At 71.7% G+C, this 17,815-nt stretch carries 16 protein-coding genes; 10 read left to right on the plus strand and 6 right to left on the minus strand.

Going from position 1 to position 17,815, the window contains the following annotated elements; all coding sequences use genetic code 11:
• Nucleotides 1-325 precede the first annotated feature (325 nt).
• Entirely contained in the window at nt 326-1,177 is an 852-nt protein-coding gene (locus ACZOOI_RS41730) for an alpha/beta fold hydrolase (protein WP_465282040.1), read from the minus strand.
• A 99-nt stretch (nt 1,178-1,276) separates the two neighbouring features.
• Here ACZOOI_RS41730 and ACZOOI_RS41735 point away from each other — a divergent pair, with 99 nt between their 5' ends.
• Nucleotides 1,277-1,903, plus strand: a complete 627-nt coding sequence (locus ACZOOI_RS41735) for a TetR family transcriptional regulator (protein ID WP_465282041.1) — start codon at nt 1,277-1,279, stop codon at nt 1,901-1,903.
• 37 nt (nt 1,904-1,940) lie between these two features.
• On the opposite strand, the gene ACZOOI_RS41740 is transcribed toward ACZOOI_RS41735, so the two are convergent.
• On the minus strand, nt 1,941-3,014 hold the full coding sequence (locus tag ACZOOI_RS41740) for a prenyltransferase (RefSeq protein WP_465282042.1): 1,074 nt from the start codon (nt 3,012-3,014) through the stop codon (nt 1,941-1,943).
• 462 nt (nt 3,015-3,476) lie between these two features.
• On the opposite strand from ACZOOI_RS41740, the gene ACZOOI_RS41745 reads away from it, so the two are divergent.
• Complete coding sequence (locus tag ACZOOI_RS41745; protein WP_465282043.1) at nt 3,477-4,544, plus strand: TauD/TfdA family dioxygenase; 1,068 nt, start codon at nt 3,477-3,479, stop codon at nt 4,542-4,544.
• Nucleotides 4,541-5,110: a phosphonate degradation HD-domain oxygenase gene (locus ACZOOI_RS41750; protein ID WP_465282044.1), complete on the plus strand. Its 570-nt coding sequence runs from the start codon at nt 4,541-4,543 to the stop codon at nt 5,108-5,110. The genes ACZOOI_RS41745 and ACZOOI_RS41750 overlap by 4 nt, the downstream gene beginning before the upstream one ends.
• A 159-nt stretch (nt 5,111-5,269) precedes the next feature.
• On the opposite strand, the gene ACZOOI_RS41755 is transcribed toward ACZOOI_RS41750, so the two are convergent.
• A complete protein-coding gene (locus ACZOOI_RS41755; protein ID WP_391584753.1) occupies nt 5,270-6,016 on the minus strand; it encodes a GntR family transcriptional regulator in 747 nt (248 codons plus the stop codon).
• Between the two features lie 211 nt (nt 6,017-6,227).
• Here ACZOOI_RS41755 and ACZOOI_RS41760 point away from each other — a divergent pair, with 211 nt between their 5' ends.
• From ACZOOI_RS41760 to ACZOOI_RS41780, 5 genes are all read left to right on the plus strand, one after another.
• Complete coding sequence (locus ACZOOI_RS41760; RefSeq protein ID WP_465284154.1) at nt 6,228-7,409, plus strand: ABC transporter substrate-binding protein; 1,182 nt, start codon at nt 6,228-6,230, stop codon at nt 7,407-7,409.
• Complete coding sequence (locus ACZOOI_RS41765) at nt 7,406-8,344, plus strand: ABC transporter permease (protein ID WP_465282045.1); 939 nt, start codon at nt 7,406-7,408, stop codon at nt 8,342-8,344. The genes ACZOOI_RS41760 and ACZOOI_RS41765 overlap by 4 nt, the downstream gene beginning before the upstream one ends.
• Nucleotides 8,332-9,192: an ABC transporter permease gene (locus tag ACZOOI_RS41770; protein WP_465282046.1), complete on the plus strand. Its 861-nt coding sequence runs from the start codon at nt 8,332-8,334 to the stop codon at nt 9,190-9,192. The genes ACZOOI_RS41765 and ACZOOI_RS41770 overlap by 13 nt, the downstream gene beginning before the upstream one ends.
• Nucleotides 9,193-9,194: 2 nt before the next feature.
• Nucleotides 9,195-10,307 (plus strand): ABC transporter ATP-binding protein, encoded by a 1,113-nt coding sequence (locus tag ACZOOI_RS41775; protein WP_465284155.1) that lies wholly within the window; start codon nt 9,195-9,197, stop codon nt 10,305-10,307.
• 191 nt (nt 10,308-10,498) lie between these two features.
• Nucleotides 10,499-11,452 (plus strand): 2-dehydropantoate 2-reductase, encoded by a 954-nt coding sequence (locus ACZOOI_RS41780; protein ID WP_465282047.1) that lies wholly within the window; start codon nt 10,499-10,501, stop codon nt 11,450-11,452.
• A gap of 95 nt (nt 11,453-11,547) precedes the next feature.
• Here ACZOOI_RS41780 and ACZOOI_RS41785 read toward each other — a convergent pair whose 3' ends face one another.
• Nucleotides 11,548-11,922, minus strand: a complete 375-nt coding sequence (locus ACZOOI_RS41785; RefSeq protein ID WP_465282048.1) for a nitroreductase family deazaflavin-dependent oxidoreductase — start codon at nt 11,920-11,922, stop codon at nt 11,548-11,550.
• A gap of 353 nt (nt 11,923-12,275) precedes the next feature.
• Between ACZOOI_RS41785 and ACZOOI_RS41790 the strand changes: the two genes are divergently transcribed.
• On the plus strand, nt 12,276-13,451 hold the full coding sequence (locus tag ACZOOI_RS41790) for a cytochrome P450 (RefSeq protein WP_465282049.1): 1,176 nt from the start codon (nt 12,276-12,278) through the stop codon (nt 13,449-13,451).
• A 511-nt stretch (nt 13,452-13,962) separates the two neighbouring features.
• A complete protein-coding gene (locus tag ACZOOI_RS41795) occupies nt 13,963-16,191 on the plus strand; it encodes an MMPL family transporter (RefSeq protein WP_465282050.1) in 2,229 nt (742 codons plus the stop codon).
• Between the two features lie 203 nt (nt 16,192-16,394).
• On the opposite strand, the gene ACZOOI_RS41800 is transcribed toward ACZOOI_RS41795, so the two are convergent.
• Nucleotides 16,395-17,264 (minus strand): hypothetical protein, encoded by an 870-nt coding sequence (locus ACZOOI_RS41800; protein ID WP_465282051.1) that lies wholly within the window; start codon nt 17,262-17,264, stop codon nt 16,395-16,397.
• Nucleotides 17,261-17,782 (minus strand): FAD-dependent oxidoreductase, encoded by a 522-nt coding sequence (locus tag ACZOOI_RS41805; RefSeq protein WP_465282052.1) that lies wholly within the window; start codon nt 17,780-17,782, stop codon nt 17,261-17,263. Before ACZOOI_RS41805 ends, ACZOOI_RS41800 begins: the two co-directional genes overlap by 4 nt.
• Between the last annotated feature and the right edge of the window lie 33 nt (nt 17,783-17,815).

Consider the following 17,815-nt stretch of genomic DNA (forward strand, 5'->3'; position numbering starts at 1 on the left):
AGGCCCCACCCACCGGGGACGGTGGCTCGACCTCACGCGGTGGCACGGCCGGGTCGCGATCACCCGGCCACGAGCACCCAATCGCGGTCGAGGAACCCGAATGCCACATTCCGGTTATCCGCCTGTCGCCCGAGGGAGAACACCCCTTGCGACTCCCCAGGGATGCGGCGCATCCGACCGAAGCGCCCGGGGACCGACACAGGACGAGCATCGCCCCCGATCTCCCGCCGCTGCCGCAGGCGCGCCGTCCGCCCGTCCGCGAAGGGCCGCCGTCGCCCTTCGGCTCCCGCCCGGTGCCTCGAACACCGAGGCGATGTTGTTGCGGTCAGCGGGTGAGGAAGGAGCGCAACGCGGTGATCAGTGCTGCCGGATTGTCCTCCTGCACGATGTGCCCCGCATGCGGTACGACCGCCAGTCGCCCGTCCGGAATGCGCTCGACCAGGCGTTCGGCGGTGGCCTGGGGGAGCACCCTGCTGCGTTCGCCGCGCACCAGCAGCACCGGAACCGCGGTCAGCCGGGCGGCCAATCGTTCGATGGCCGCGAGGATGGCCGGGAAGTCGGGTGGGCGCGGATCGGCCTTGGGCACCCAACCGCCGTCGGGTGCACGGCGAAAGAGTGTGCTCATGCGGTAGGCGACTCCCGCAGGGTCGGCGCGCGGATTCACCCGCATCGCGGCCTCGACCACCGATTCGAGTTCGCCGACGGGGCCGAGGCCGGCCATGAATGCCCGTACGCGCCGGGTGCTGTCGAAGTCCACGCCGGGTGCCACGTCGACGAGGGCCAGCCGCTCCACCCGGTCCGGCCGCGCATCGGCGACGTGGGCCGCGACCACGCCGCCGAGCGACATGCCGACCAGACGGATCCGGTCGAGGCCCAGGTGGTCGGCCGCGGCGACGACGTCGGCCGCCATCACGTCGATGCGGTAGTCGTCGGACCAGTCGCTGTCGCCGTGCCCGCGCAGGTCGAGCGCCACCGGCCGGGCGGCGCCGCGCAGGCCGAGGCAGACGAAATCCCACGTGCGCGCGGTCAACCCGCCGCCGTGCAGCAGGAGCACCGGCGGGCCGGTCCCGCCCCAGTCCAAGGCGTGCAACCGGCAGCCCGCGCGGGAGAAGCGGATCTCGCGGGGCGGGGTCGGATCGTGGATCGCGACGCCCAGGGTCGCCGCCAGCTCGGCCATCGTCGGAATCGTGAATCGTCGGTGCACGGTGCCTCCCGCCTTACCTTGAGCAGTCAAGGTAAGGCGGACTACCTTGAGTGGTCAAGGTAGGGTGGGGCGGTGGCCACCCGAGTACGACGCAACCCCGATGACGCGCGGCGGATGATCCTGGAGGCGGCGAGCAGGCTGCTCGCCGCAGGCGGTCCGGCCGCCGTGCAGGTGCGCGCCGTCGCCGCCGAGGTCGGGGTGTCCGATGCCGCGGTCAACCACCACTTCGGCACGCGCGATCGACTGCTGGAGTCGCTGCTGCGATTCGGCGGGACGAAACTGAAGGCCGAACTGCACGCCGTGCTGGGCGCGTGGACCGACGGCCCGACCGATCCCGCCGAGTTGGTGCACGCGCTGGCCGCGCTGTACGCCGACGGCTACGCCGAACTGGCGCTCGCGCTGCATCGGTCCGGTTGGCGGGACACCGGCAGCGGACTGCTCGACGAGGTGGTGGACCGGCTGCACGCCCAGGCGCGCCGGCACTGCGCGACCACGGGACGAACGCCGCCGGCGCGCGAGGCGGTCCAGTTGACGGTGGCGGGATTGCACCAGGCCGTTGCCACCGATCCGGTACTGGGCAGTGAGTTTCGCCGGAGCGTCGGGCTCGACGAGACCGCGCGGGATCGGATGCTCGACTGGTGGGTCGAGATCCTGCGCACGACCGTGGCCGGACGGGATCCCGGCTCGGCTCCGGGATGATGTCGCGCCGATGAACTCCCCACCCTCTGCCGCGCGTTCAGGTGGAAACCTCTTCGGCGCGACGTTCGACCGGGTGGGCCGCGTCGAGGTGCGGTAGCCGACGCAGGGCCAGGAACAGGCGCAGTGCGAACAGCCCGAGGAAGGCCGCCAGGACCGCGGTCAGGAAGATCAGTGAACCGGCGAGGGCGTCGTCGGCATGGCGGGCGTTCTCGACGAGCATGCCGATCAGGGCCGCGCAGACGATGAGGGCGACGTGGTTGGAGGCCCAGAACACCACGGGCGTCATGCGGCGGGGATCGTGGTCGGCGAGCGCGCCGGAACGCAGGCGGGCGATCAGCCATACCGACATCGGCGCGGTGCAGGCCATGGCCGCGCCGACCGGCCAGGGGATCCACCTCGCGAGGGTGAACGCGATCAGGGCGGTGTACGCGCCGATCTGGCACAGACCGATGATCGTGACGGCCCGGCGGGGCCCGAGCAGGACCGGGAGGGTGCGTTTGCCGACCCGGGTGTCGGATTCGATGTCGGCGAGGTTCATCACCATCATGCGGGCCGCCTGGAGCACCGCGGTCGGGGCGAGGATCAGCAGGATCAGCCCGGGCACGGAGCCACCGAGCAGTGCCACCGCCACCAGGGGCCAGATGCCGTTGAGGCCGACGGCCACGGTCAGTTCGCCCAGACCCCGATAGTTGAGGCGCAGCGGTGGCGCGGTGTAGAACCAGGCCAGCGCGATGCCGGCGGCGGCCATCAGGCGGGCGGGGAGCGTGGGCATCGAGACCGCGAGGAACACCGTGCCGGTGAGCAGCGCGAAGCTGGTGGACAGCGCCACGCTCGGGCGGACCAGCCCGTCGACCAGCGCCCTGCTGCCGCCGGTCCAGGGGGTGTAGTAGCGGTTGGCCCGATCCGCGTCGAGATCGAAGTACTCGTTGCAGTAGTGCGTCATCAGGTGCGTGCCCCAGGCGAAGCCCTGGGCCAGCGCGTACCACCCGAGGTCGATGCGGTGGCCCTCGTGCACGGCCACGGCGCCGCCCAGCGCGACGGGCAGCGTGTTGTAGAGCAGGAATCGTAATCGGGCCAGCCGGATGAAGCCGATCAACTCGGTGCGGGTCACGGCCTGGTTCCCGAGGACGCACCGGGCGCGCCGGGCACGCTGAACTCGCTCATGACGGACATCCCTTCGGCGCGGTGTCGGTGACCCGGCCGAGATCCGCCTGTGGCGGCCGAGGGTGCTCGACTACCTTCCGTGCTGGACAACGCACGACCACGGTAGGGCCGCGACCGGCGTCGGGGAACCCCTCACGGATCGACTGCCGCCCGCGCCCGACCGCGAGCGCGGGCGCCGCCGACACGTCCCGAGGGGCGCGGGCGTCCCGAGGGAGCGCGGGCGGCACCGACGCGTCGCGCGCCCGCAAGGCCGTCGCGACCGGGGTCGGGCCGGTGGCGCCGTGCCGACCCGGTGTTCATGTCGGCGTCACGTGCTCGTCGTCGCGTGCTCATGCCGTCCTGCGACGGTAACCCTGAATGCTGGTTGTATGGACAACTTTGCGCACTCTCTGAGACCGAGGAGACGCCCATGGCTACCGCCCCGGACATCGGCGGCCTGCCCGCCGTGTGGCTGCGGGACAACTGCCCCTGCCCGCTGTGCCGCGACCCGCGAACCGGGCAGAAGTTGTTCGGGATCACCGACCTACCACCGGATGCGATCGCCGCCGAGGTCCGCGAGCACGGCTCCGATGTGGAGATCGTGTGGGCGCCCGACGGGCACCGATCCGTCTACGCCCGCTCGTGGTTCGACACACCCGCGGAGCCGGACCCCAGGAGCGAGGACGCCAAGTCGTTCTGGGATGCCGCGGAACTGCGCGCGGCGCGCTTCGAGTTCCCCTGGAGCAGCTACCCGGGCGACCCGGCACCCGCACTGACCGCCGTGCAACGGCTCGGCCTCGCGGTGCTCCGCGACGTCCCCGGTGTGGAGGGGCAAGTACTGGCGGTGGCAGGGACGTTCGGCTACGTGCGCGAAACGAACTACGGCCGGCTCTTCGACGTTCGGGTCGAGGACCGACCCAACAACCTCGCCTTCACCTCGGCGGCGATCACCCCGCACACCGACAACCCCTATCGCGATCCGGTGCCGACCGTGCAACTCCTGCACTGCCTGGCCAACGAGGCCGCCGGCGGCGACTCCGGCTTCGTCGACGGATTCCGGGCCGCCGCACTGTTGCGCGACGAACAGCCGGACGCGTACCGGACGTTGGTCCGTACGCCGGTGCCGTTCGAGTTCCGCGACGCGCACACCGAACTGCGGGCGCACCGGCCGATCATCGGCGCGGACGCCGCCGGTCGCATCCGCGAGGTGCGCTTCAACAACCGGTCGATGGGCACCCTGCGGCTCCCGGCCGACGAACTCGCCGAGTTCTACGCGGCCTACCGCGCCTTCGCCGAGACCTTGAGCAGGCCCGAATCGATGCTGACGCGGCGGCTGGAACCGGGCGACTGCGTGGTGTTCGACAACACCCGGGTCCTGCACGCGCGTACCGCGTTCAACGGTGCGGGCAGGCGGCACCTCCAGGGCTGCTACGCCGACCTGGACGGCCTCGCCGGCACGTTGGGCGTCCTCGACCGCACGGCGGGGGACGCGGCATGACGCACCGTCGGGAGATCGGCACGGCCATTCTCGACGAACTCGCCGACCTGTTCGCCGACCAGGGCGCCGGCGAATACCTCGGCGAGGCGGTGACGATGGCCGAACACATGCTCCAGGCCGGGGCGATCGCCGAGGCCGAGGGCGCCCCCGAGCACCTGATCGCGGCGGCGCTGCTGCACGACATCGGGCACTTCCACGGGCCGCTGGCCGGCCGCGACCTGATGGCGGGCGAGGACAACCGGCACAGCCACACCGGCGCGGACCGGCTCGCGAAGCGGTTCGGGCCCGAGGTGACCGAGCCGATCCGGTTGCACGTGGCGGCGAAGCGCTACCTGTGCGCCACCGAACCGGGCTACGCGGCACGCCTGTCGGACGCGTCCGTGTACACGCTCGCCGTGCAGGGCGGCCCGATGGCCGAGGCCGAGGCGCGGGCCTTCGCGGACGGGCCGTACGCGGTCGACGCGGTCCGGGTGCGGCGCTGGGACGAGGCGGCCAAGGACGCGGACGCGCGCGTCCCGGACTTCGCCCATTTCCGGCCGCTGCTGACCAGGTTGCTGCTGCCGTGAACGGTCGGCCCGGTGCGCTCGGCCGCAGGGGCCGTCGGGCCGACCGTCCGCCACCGGGGCGACCGTCCGCCACGGGGCCGACCGTCCGCCGCCGGGCCGGTTGCCCGCCGGGCCGGTGGTGGGCAACCACCGGTGCCCGACCGCCCGCCGCCGTCCCGGTCAGCCCCGTCGGCGGTGCAGCGCCGTCGTGGCCACCGAGTTGTGCACCGTGAAGGCCACGGTGCCCGGGAGGTAGCGGTCCTGCGACCACTCCACGGGCACGCCCGCCGGATCCGTCGTGCGACGCCGCTCGCGGAGCAGTGACGTGCCCGGCGGGCAGCCCAGCAGCCGGGCGTCCTCCGCGTCGGCCGGCCACTGATCGATCGTGTGGTCGGCGTCGGTGAACAGCACGCCCAACTCCTCCAGCGGTTCGGTGTGCGAGACCGCGTCGATCGGGAAGCCCTGCACCAGGGCCCCGATCCGCTCCGGATAGACCGTGCGCTCGATCATCACCGGCACCCGCGAGAGCGTGCGCAGCCGCAACACCCGGTACACCGACGACCCCGGCTCCAGGCCCAACTGCGCGCACTCGCCCGGATCGGCCACCGCCGGCTCGACCGCCACGGTCCGCCCGCCGGGCTCCTCGCCGATCGAGCGCGCCCAGCGGGTGAAGCTCGACAATTCGGCGAAGCTCTGCGTCCGGGAGGCGCCCAGGACCACCCGACGAGTGCCGCGTCGGGATGTGACCATCCCGTCCGCACGCAACACCGCGAGTGCCTGGCGCACGGTGCCGCGGGAGACGCCGTAGTGCTGCGCGAGGTCGGCTTCGGTGGGCAATCGGCCCCCGGAGCCGTACCGGCCGGTCGTGATCGCCTCGCGCAGATCGGCCGCGACCTGCCGATACCGCGCCTCGCCCTGAACCCCCATCGCCACCCCCCGAATTCCGTTGCCGGGACGTCCGACCGTGGCGACCCTACCCGTTCGTCGAGAGCCTGCCGGGCCGCACGCCCATTTCCCGGGAACCTCGCACGCCCGTGCCGCTGCGTTCACGTGGCGGACATCGACGTCGGGCGTACTGGACCAAGTTGTACAGCCAACTCCGGCACAGCATTCGAAGCTCCAGGAGAACCCCGTGACAGTGCTCCGCGTTCGTGCGACCGGACTGGTGGCCGGCCTCGCCGTGGCCGCGCTCACCCTGAGCGCGTGTGGCTCGGCATCCGACAAGACGTCCGCGGCCGGCACCTCCGCCGCGCCGGGCGCTCCCGCCGGGGCCAAGGACGCCGCGTCGGCCACGTCCGTCCAGGACTTCGGCGGCATGGAGGCGCTGGTGGCCGCCGCGAAGAAGGAGGGCAGGCTCAACGCGATCGCGTTGCCCCGCGACTGGGCCAACTACGGCGCGCTGATCGACGCCTTCCAGGCCAAGTACGGCATCAAGATCGAGGTGGAGAACCCCGACGGCTCATCCCAGGACGAGATCAACGCGGTGACCCAGCGCAAGGGCCAGGACCGCTCGCCCGACGTGGTGGACCTGGGCAACGCCTTTGCGCTCAGCGCCGCCAAGCAGGACCTGCTCGCGCCGTACCGGGTCGCCGCGTTCGACAGGATCCCCGAGCCGCAGAAGGACGCCCAGGGGCGTTGGTTCAACGACTACGGCGGCTACATCTCGATCGGCTGCGACGCCGCGCGGATCAAGGAGTGCCCGAAGACGTTCGCCGATCTGCTCAAGCCGCAGTACAAGGGGCAGGTCGCGCTCAACGGCAACCCGACCAAGTCCGGCTCGGCGTTCGGCGGCGTGTACGCGGCGGCCCTCGCGAGCGGCGGCTCGTTCGACAACATCCAGCCCGGCCTGGACTTCTTCGGCAAGCTCAAGAAGAACGGCAACTTCAACCCGGTCGAATCGACGCCGGCCACCGTGCAAAAGGGCGAGACGCCGATCAGCATCGACTGGGACTACCTCAACGCGGGCTATGCCGACGAGTTCAAGTCCAAGGGCGTCGACTGGCAGGTGAACATCCCCGCCGACGGCGTCTACGCCCAGTACTACTCGCAGGCGATCGTGAAGTGGGCACCGCACCCGGCCGCCGCGCGCCTGTGGCAGGAATTCCTGTACAGCCCCGAAGGCCAGAACCTGTGGCTCAAGGGCTACGCCCGCCCGGCGCTGATGGGTGCGATGAAGGAGGCCGGCACGCTGGACGCCGGGTTCGCCGCGAAGCTGCCCGCGGTGCCCGGTGGCGGCACCCCGGTCTTCCCGACCCCGGACCAGGTCGACAAGGCCAAGAAGGTCCTCACCGGTGGCTGGGGCCAGGCAGTCGCCGGATGAGCACCGACCTCTCCGACGTCGGCGCCCCCGCCGCGGTCCGGATCGCGCCCGCGCTCGCCTCGCGCGAGCCGGGTGCGGTCCGGCCCCGGCGTCGGCGCCGCGCCCCGCACTGGCTCGGCGTCGCGCCGTTGCTGCTGTTCGCCGCCGTGGTCTTCGGCGTGCCCACGGCCGCGATGGTCTTCGGCGCCTTCACCACGCCGGCCACCGCTCCCGACGGGATACAGGCCACCGGCGCCAACATGTCCGCGTCCGTGCAAGGCGCCTACCTGACCGCGCTGGTCGGCAGTGTGAAGTTGTCCGCCGTCACGGCGCTGATCGCCACCGGATGCGCCCTGCCGATCGCCTACGCCGTGGTGACCTCGCGCTTTCGCTTGGTCCGCGAGGCCGCACTGACCGCATCCGGCGTGCTCGCCAACTTCGGCGGGGTCGCACTCGCGTTCGCGTTCGTGGCCACGCTCGGCAACGCCGGTGTGGTGACCGACACATTCGACCTGACCGGGCACGGCTGGAGCCTCTACAGCTTCACCGGGCTGTCCGTGGTCTACCTCTACTTCCTGATCCCGCTCATGGTGCTCATCCTGACCCCCTCCCTCGAAGGACTGCGCAAGCAGTGGCGCGAGGCGGCGTGCAACAACGGGGCCAACGCGTTCCGCTACTGGGTGCACGTCGCGTTGCCGATCCTGACGCCCGCGCTGCTCGGCGGATTCGTGTTGCTCTTCGGCTCGGCGTTCGCCGCCTACGCGACGGCTGCCGCGATGGTCGGCAGTTCGGTGCCGTTGGTGACGATGCAGATCGCCGACGCGCTGTCCGGCAACGTCCTGGTCGACCAGGGCAACGTGGCGCTCGCGCTCAGCCTGGACATGGTCGTGGTGGCCGGCCTGGTCACCGCCGTTCACCTGCCCCTTCAGCGCCGGAGTGCCCGATGGCTCGACTAGCCGTGGCGGTGGCCGCACTGCGTGGCCGGGTCCGCTGGTCGCGGGGCGTCGTCCTGCTCGTCGCCGGCACCTACTTCCTGCTGCCGATGGTGTGTTCGGTGGCCTTCAGCATCGACGTGCCCGGCCAGGGCATCACGTTCGATGCGTACACCGGGATCCTGGGGGCCGACGGCTTCCTGGACAGCCTCATCGTCACCCTCGAACTCGCCGCCGCCACCGTGGTGTTGGTGTTGCTGCTGCTGGTGCCCGCACTGATCACCGTGCGGCTGACCGCGCCGCGACTGCGCTGGGTGATCGAAGTGGTGTGCTCACTACCGCTCGTGGTGCCCGCCATCGCGCTGGTCGCCGGCATCGGCACGGTGCTGCGCTGGGGGCCGGACCACCTGGCCGACACCCCGTTGTACGACACGTTCATCGCCATCCAGGACCCGGACTTCCCCGTCGTGCTCGTGCTGGCGTACACGCTGATGGCGCTGCCGCTGGCGTACCGCACGCTCGACGGCGGGCTCGCCGCGATCGACCTGAAGGTGCTGGTCGAGGCGGCGCGCGCGTGCGGCGCGAGCTGGCCGCGCGCGGTGCTCCGGGTGGTCCTGCCGAACCTGCGCGGTGCGCTGCTCAACACCGCGTTCCTGACCCTTGCGCTCGTGCTCGGCGAGTACACCGTGGCCGCGATCCTGGGCTACCGCCCCTTCGCGGTGTGGATCGTCGGTATCGGCGGTTCGCAGGCCGAGATGTCGGTCGCGGTGTCGGTGATCGGCCTGCTCGTCACCTGGGTGCTGCTGCTCGCACTCGCCACCGCCGGCCGGCCGCGCAGCGCCCGGACGAACACCACCCCGGAGACCTCGTGACCATGACGTTCGGCCGGCCGAAGACCCTCGCCGAGGCCGGAGCGCAGACCGATGCCGCCGATGCCGCCGGGGCCACGATCGAATTCCGGTGCCTGCAACGCTCGTTCGGGAACGTGCGGGCACTGGCCGGTCTCGACCTGACGGTCGGCCGGGGCGAACTCGTCGCCCTCCTGGGCCCGTCCGGATGCGGCAAGACCACCGCACTGCGGGTGGTCGCGGGCTTCGAGCATCCCGATGCCGGCGAAGTGCTGATCGACGGCGAGGACATCACCCGAGTACCCGCGCATCGCCGCGACGCGGGCATGGTCTTCCAGTCGTACAGCCTCTTCCCGCATCTGAGCGCGCTGGACAACGTGGCATTCGGCCTGCGGATGCGGGGCGTGGGTCGCGCCGAGCGGCGCGCTCGCGCCGGCGAACTCCTGGAGCTGGTCGGCCTGCCGGACCGGGCCGACCGGTATCCGCACCAGCTCTCCGGCGGCCAGCAACAGCGGATCGCGCTGGCCCGGGCCCTCGCGCTGCGCCCACGTGTCCTGCTGCTGGACGAACCGCTGTCGGCGCTGGACGCGCGCGTACGGCTGACCCTGCGCGACGAGATCCGCCGGCTCCAACAGGAACTCGGCATCACCACACTGTTCGTGACCCACGACCAGGAGGAGGCGCTCTCGCTCGCCGACCGGGTCGCGGTGATGAACGCGGGTCGACTGGAACAGTGCGCGCCGCCGGCGGAGCTGTACGCCCGTCCCGCAACCGCGTTCGTCGCCGAGTTCGTCGGGGTGATGAGCCGCATTCCCGCGCACGCCGACGGTGCGGTGGTGCGCGTCCTCGGCCGCACCCTGCCGATCGACGGCGACCCGGCACACGGCGACGTGGACGTGCTCCTGCGCCCGGAGGCGATCGAGGTGGTGGCCGCGGCGGACGGCTCGGCGCAGGTGCTGGGCGCGGCCTTCCTGGGGGCGGTCACCCGCCTGAGCGTGCGCTCGGCCGGCGGCGCGACTGTCAAGGTCGACATACCCTCGCACACCGCTGCGGCGCTGCCCCTGGGCTCGCACGTCGAACTCGCGCTGCCGGAACGGCCGGTCCTGGTCGCACCCCGCAAGGAGCCGACACGCGCGTAGGGCCGTCGGAGCGTTCGCGCGGGATCAGAGTCGGCCGCCGGCGGGCCGAGGCCGCGCGCAAGGCGTGGCCGGCGACCCTTCCGGCACCGGGTCCGCGTGATCACGCGGATGTCCCACAGGTAGCTTTCAGGCGTGGACCCGCGGTCGGTGAGCGGCCGTGGTTCAAGCGGTACCCGGGAAAGGGGTTCTCCATGGGAGAGACGTTGCGAGTGGCGATGATCGGTGCCGGCGGGATCGGCGGCTACTTCGGCGGCCGACTGGCCGCCGCGGGGCACGACGTCACCTTCGTCGCACGAGGTGCACATCTGGAGGCCCTGCGGCGCGAAGGCTTGTCCGTGGACAGTGTGGCCGGCAGCTTCACCGTCGCACCGGCGCAGGCGACCGACGACACCCGCGACATCGGCGAGGTCGACGTGGTGATGTTGTGCGTCAAGACCTGGCAACTGCCCCCCGCCATCGCGGCATTGGAGCCGCTGGTCGGTCCGGAAACGGCGGTCGTCACCGTGCAGAACGGTGTCGAGGCTCCCGAGCAGGTCGCCCAGGTGATCGGCCGACACGCCGTCCTGCCCGGCACCGTGAAGATCTTCGCGAACCTGGACGGGCCCGGGCGGGTGCGCCATGTCGGCGGTCCGGCCGCACTGACCTTCGCGGAGTGGGACAACCGGCCGACGGAACGAGCGGAACGGTTGCGCGCCGCGCTGGACGCCGCCGGCACGACCGCGGTGATATCCGCTGACATCTGGGCCGAGTTGTGGGCGAAGTTCCTGTTCGTCGTGCCGTTCGGCGGTCTCGGCGTCGCCACCGACGCGCCCATCGGAGTGCTGCGCTCCCGCGAAGGCACACGTCGGCTGCTCGTCGACGCCATGCGCGAGATCCGGCAGGTAGCGCAGGCGATGGGCATCGCACTGCCCGACGACATCCTGGACACGACGATGGCGTTCGTGGACGGACAACCCGCCACCGGCACATCCTCGTTGCAGCGCGACATCGCCTCCGGCCACCGATCCGAACTCGAGGCCTGGACGGGCGCGGTGGTACGCCTGGGCGCACGCACAGGTACCGCGACGCCGGTCAACAACCTTCTGTACGAGGTGGCAAGCGTGCGCGCGGCTCGATCCGAGGTCCCGCCCGAGACCACCGGTTGACCGGGACTCGTCCGGCTTCGCGGACGGGTCGCCGCGCCGTACCGCTCCGGGCCGGGCAGGGGCGGTTGGGCGGCTGTCGATTCGGCGGTCGGAGGTCAGTCGGCGACCAGGTCCATCCGCAGGAACTCGGTGATCCGGAACAGCTTCGGTGGCCGGGCCGGCTCGTCGGGGAGCACCTGGAACGCCTCGGCTGCCCCGACCAGACGTGGGGCGGTGAGTTCCATTTCCTTTCCGCCGGCCCGGAGCCGTGCACCGTCGGCCGCCAGGACGTTGCGCACCCAGTCCGAGCCCGAGCCGTACACCAGGACGAACAGGTAGCCGCCGTCCACGGGATGCGCGTCGAGCGGTGTGCGGTACGTCCGGCCGGAGGTGCGCCCGACGTGGGTCAGCACCGGCCACTTCCCGCTCGCGATCGCACGAGGGTTGAACATCCGCAGTTTCACATGCCCCCACCACCTCGGCATCGGCATCGGCGTCTCCTTCTCCCGCCCCCGACAGGGCGCGTCCCGGTCCGACACGATCGTCTACCTCCCGGGCCGCTTCCGACCCGAATCGCCGCCTGGCGGCAGCCGTGTCGTCCTGCGTCGCGCCGTGGACCGGCCACCTTGCCGGGTCACGCGGCCGATGGGAACCACCGATGGCCGGTCGGCTGCCGGTCGGTGCGCCCCGCGAGTCCGTGGCCGGGCGCGCGTTCGCGCCTCGTGCTTCGATGCGCTCTTGCCCCCTCGTCGGCCGGCGCCGGACCATGGCCGCCCACGCCCCCGAGCACCGTCGTCGGCATGCGCACGACATCCGGGCGGGGCCTTGCCACGAAAGGCTCAGCGTGCACGCCTCCTCCGGGATCGACCTCTTCGACGACGCCACCCTCGCGGACCCCTATCCGGCCTACGCCCGGCTGCGCGAACTCGGCGCGGCCGTCCGCCTCGAAACGCACGACGTCTGGGCACTGCCGCGGCACGCGAGCGTCGCCGCCGCGCTGCGGGACCCGGCGACCTACTCCAGCGAACGCGCGCTCGCCCTGACCGACTTGGTCAACGACCGGCTCCTGGTGGGCACCGTGGTGGGCACGGACGGCGCCGCCCACGCGCGGTTGCGCCGCGTGCTCTCGCGGCAACTGGCGCCCCGGGCACTGAAATCCCTCGTTCGCGACATGCACGAACGCGCCCGCGTCCTGGTCGAGGCCCTCCCTCGGGACGGCGGCTTCGACGCGGTCACCGACCTGGCGGCCCCCTTCGTCGCCGGCGTCGTGATGCGCCTGATGGGCCTGCCCGAGCAGGACCGGGCCCTGCTCCTGGATCTCGCCGACGCGACGTTCGACACGTTCGGCCCCGACACCGCGCGTACCCGAGCCGCGTTCCCCCACGCCGAGGAGATGTTCCGCTATCTCGACCGGGTCGCCACCCGCGGAAGGATCGCGGCCGACAGTTGGCTCGGCGCGATCCACATCGCGGTCGACCGCGGCGACATCGACGAATCCCAGGCGGTGCCACTCATGCTCTCCTACACCGTCGCCGGCATGGACACCACCATCCACGCCATCACCGCGGCCCTGCACCTGTTGGCCCACACCGATCAGTGGGCACTCGTCCGCGACCGCGTCGTCCCCACCGAAGCGGTCCTGGCCGAGGCGTTGAGGATGGAGGCCCCCATACAGTTCTTCGGTCGCCGCACCACCCGCGACGTCCGGGTCGGCGACACCCTCGTGCCCGCCGGCGATCAGGTCCTGCTGCTCTATGGCTCCGCGGGCCGCGACCGCGCCAAGTGGGGGTCGAATGCCGATACGTTCGACATCACCCGCGACAGCCGCGACCACCTCGCGCTCGGGTCGGGAATCCACCAGTGCGCCGGAAACCACCTCGCGACCCTGGAATTCGACGCCGTCCTCGGCGCCCTGGCCACGCGCTTCCGCACCCTTGCCCGGAGCCCCGATCGAGCCCCCACCCGGCGCCCGCACAACATCCTGCGTGGCTGGCACACCCTGCCCCTGGTCGCGGCGTGAACCCATGACCCGCGGGGCCTACGTCGTCGCGTTCCTCGCCTCGCCCGCCGCCCGCCGGATCACCGGCCGCGTCATCGACGCAAGCGGTGACCTCCTCCTCGACCCACGCGCCTGATCACGCCGCGCGGGTGTCCCGGCGGGTAATCGTGCCGCTTCGACGGGCCCTCGTGCCCTCACCGCGCCGCCTCGACAGGCCGTCGCGCCCTCACCGCGCCGCCTCGACAGGCCCTCGCCCCTCACCGCGCCACCTCGATCCCGTCGAGCCCGCTCGCCGAAGAGCTATGCAGTCAAGCTCTGGTTAGAAGTTATCACGTAAGCACTTGACGTTAGCTGTTTACGGGCGTTACAACTTATAACGAACGGCAGGGCAACTAAGCGCCCTGGGTGGTGCGGCACCGCAGAACCACCTGCCGGAGCGAGGAATCTTCGCGGGCCCCGCGCCGGCTCCCCGATGCCAACCCCGGCTGCTTCACGTCGTTTTCACCGCAGGAATGCCATAAGGAGACAGCGCGTGTTTGAACGCATAGCCGAACTGGTGATTCGCCGGTCCCGGCTCGTATTGATCGTCGCCGTCGTCGCTCTGGCCCTGATGGGCGCCGCGGGCGCCGGCGCGTTCGGCAAGTTGATGGGCGGCGGCTACGACGACCCGGCCTCCCAGTCCAGCCGGGCCGGGGATGTCATCGAGAAGAAGTTCGGCGGCGAGACGAACCTGATCCTGCTGGTCCGCGCCCCGCAGGGCGGCGTCGACGACCCGGCCGCCAAGCAGAGCGGCCGGTCCCTGGTGGCCGACCTCAAGAAGGAGCGGCACCTCGACAACGTGATCTCGTACTGGGACACGGACAACCCCGCCCTGCGCTCCAAGGACGGCCGCGAGGCCATGGTGCTCACCCACGTGAAGGGCGACGACACCGAGCGGGACAAGAACGCCAAGAGCCTCATCGACACCTACACCGGAAAGAACCGCGACGGGCTCACCGTGCAAGCCGGCGGCGGCGCCGCCGTCAACAGCGACCTGAGCACCCAGTCGGGCAAGGATCTCCTCCTGGCCGAGGCCATCGCCGTGCCGCTGACCCTCGTGCTGCTCCTGGTCGTCTTCGGCAGCGTGGTCGCGGCCCTGTTGCCACTGGCCATCGGACTCATCGCCATCGCGGGCACGTTCGCGGAGCTCTACTTCCTCGGCAGCGTCACCGACGTCTCCATCTTCGCGACCAACCTGACCACGGCCCTGGGCCTGGGCCTGGGCATCGACTACGCCCTGCTGATGGTCAGCCGGTTCCGAGAGCAGCTCGCCGCGGGGGCGACCGTGGACGACGCCGTGCGGCAGACGGTGCACACCGCAGGCCGTACGGTCGCCTTCTCCGCCGCGACGGTGGCGGCCGCACTCAGCGCACTCCTGGTCTTCCCGCAATACTTCCTCCGCTCGTTCGGCTACGCCGGGGTCGGCGTCGTCGCCATCGCGGCCGTCGGCACCCTGTTCGTGATGCCCGCCCTGTTCGTGGTCCTGGGGCACCGGGTCAACAGCGGGCGGCTGCCGTGGGCGAAGCAGGAGCGCTCCGCCTCCCGGGCGCCCCTGTGGGGACGGCTGGCTCGTACCGTCATGCGGCGGCCCGCGCTCACCGCACTGCCCGTGCTCGCGGTACTGCTGCTGGCGGCGAGCCCGCTGCTGGGTATCACCCTCGGCACGCCGGACGAGCGCGTGCTGCCCGAGGACGCGAAGAGCCGACAGGTCGCCACGGAACTGCGGAAGAACTTCGACGGCAACGACGCGGCGGCCCTGCACATCGTCATCGACAAGGCCGTGGGCGAGGCGCCGTTGGGCGCCTACGCGGCGGAACTGTCCAAGCGCGAGGACATCGTCCGGGTCGAGGCCAGTACCGGAACCTACGTCGACGGACGCTCCACCCCGCCCGGGCCCGCCAACGCCGCCCTCGGCCGCCCCGACGCACAGCGGATCAACGTGGTCAGCGGCCTGGCGCCGAAGTCGGACAAGGGCCAGAGCCTGGTGAAGGAGGTACGAGCGGTCACCCCGCCGCCCGGGACGCACCCCCGCGTGGGTGGCACCGGCGCCGAACTGGTCGACTCCAAGGACTCCATCATCGGCCGGATCCCGCTCGCCGCGGCGCTGATCGCCCTCACCACCTTCCTCCTGCTCTTCCTGTTCACCGGCAGCGTCGTGCAGCCGCTGCGCGCGCTGGTCCTGAACATGGTCAGCCTGGGGGCGACCCTCGGCGTGATGACCTGGATCTTCCAGGAGGGCCACCTCGACTCCGTGCTCGGCTTCACCCCACAGCCGATGGACACCTCGATGACCATGCTGATGTTCTGCATCGCCTTCGGTCTGTCGATGGACTACGAGGTGTTCGTCACCAGCCGGATCAAGGAACTCCACGACCAGGGCGAGGACACCGAGTCGGCCGTGGTCAACGGCCTCGGCCACACGGGACGCATCGTCAGCGCGGCGGCCTGCCTGCTCGCGGTGAGCTTCTTCGCCTTCGGCACGGCCGAACTCAGCTTCATGCAGATGTTCGGCCTGGGCAGCGGCCTGGCCATCCTCATCGACGCCATCGCCGTACGCGGCATCCTGGTCCCCGCCGCGATGCGCCTGCTCGGCCGCTCGGCCTGGTACGCGCCCCGCCCGCTGCGCAGGTTCCACGACCGATTCGGCCTCAGCGAGGGCGGCCCCAAGCCCGCGACTCCCGCAGCCGAGGCGCCGTACGCGCACAACTCGACGGGAGCCTGACCACCCGAGCAACCCCACGCCGTGCCCGCCTCCACCACCCCGGGGGCGGGCACGGCCGCGCGTGCGCGGAATCCGGCCGGCGATTTGGGACCGACGAAACCGGCCCCGCCGAGGCGGTCATGGCGCCCGATCGCCCGATGCAGCGCGATCACGTGACCGTGCCGCCGATCGATTCCCGCCCCTGCCGCGGCCGGACGGCCTCGTCAGGAGGCGAGGAGCCGCAGCAGGCTCTCCCGGTCGGGTCCCGGCAACCCCGGCGGGTCCGTGGATTCGGGCGGCGCGATCTCGATCCTCTCCCGGATCTCCGGTCGTGCGAGCACCTCTTGGGGGAGCGCCAGGCAGGTCGCCGTCTCCAGGAGGGCGCGGAAGACCTCGGCGTCGCGAAACGCCGCCGCGCCGAACGGGCTCGGCGTGGAGGCGGGGGCGGCGGTCCGGTCGGGGGACATCGCCGCGGCGCGGGCACGGTCGGCCCGGATCTGGTCGTGATGGAACGGCGCGACGACCCGTTCGGTGACCTCGTCCCAGGCGAGCGGGAAACCGGCCGGGTCGTCGGCGCATCGGCGCATCACGTCACGCAGCAGTTGGGCATGTACCAGGCCGACGCTCAGCCCTCGGACGGCAGTGGGATTGGTACACGCCCACGCGTCGCCGACCGCCGCGAAGCCGGTGGCCACCGGGCGGCCCTCCACCACGAACCGACGTCGACGGTCCAGGATGCCCGCCATCACCACGATGTCGGTGACCGGTGTGCCGTCCAGCCAGTGGGCCTGGGCCGGACAGGCCCGGACCACCCGGGTGAAGCATTCGGGCTCGCGCAGCGCCTTGAGCGGCGCGTCGCCGGCCGTGGCCACGACGGTGACCGACCACGTGTCGTTGTCGCCGGGAATGGTCAGCAGCGAGAAGGTGTCGTAGGGCGTGTACGGTGCGCCCCGCCGGACGGGCTGTCGCGGACACGTGAAGTAGCGCGTGTAGTAGGCGAATCCGCCGTCCTCGGACTCGACGAGCGGAGCCGGCGCCTCGATCTCGGTCAGCCGGCGCGTCGAGGCGGACCGGCGGCCGGTCGCGTCGATCACCAGGTCGGCGTGGAACTCGGTGCCTTCGGAGGTGCTATGCCGGTCACGTGCGCGATGTCCGGGAGGATCGGCGCGCCGGTGAGCAGGCCGGCGATCGTGCTGCCCCGATGCACGCGAATCCCGGCGGCGACGGCGGCCGACGCGAACACCGCCTCGACGACGGGACGTCGGCCGGTGAGGAAGCGGAAGCGGTCGTCGTCGGGCCGGGGGACGTAGCCGGCGACGCTCGGGGGCAGCGGGTGCAGCGCGTTGCCCTCGAAGCAACCGGCCGCCACGAGCAGGTCGATCACCTCGGGCAGTTCCTCGGCGAGCACTCCGCGAAACCGGGGCAGCAGGTTGTGCGGCTGGCGAAACTGGGCCACGCCCCGACGCCGCCACGTCGTCCACGCCTGCGCGGGATCATCCGGTGGAACGGAGGGGTCGTCTTCGTACACGGTCACTTCGTGTCCGTCGCGCGCCGGCATCAGGGCCGTGGCCAGACCGACCACGCCGGCGCCGCAGACGACGACCGATGCCATCGGGCCTCCTCCCGCCTCCGTCGATCCGACACG

The sequence above is a fragment of the Embleya sp. L77 genome (assembly GCF_055557415.1).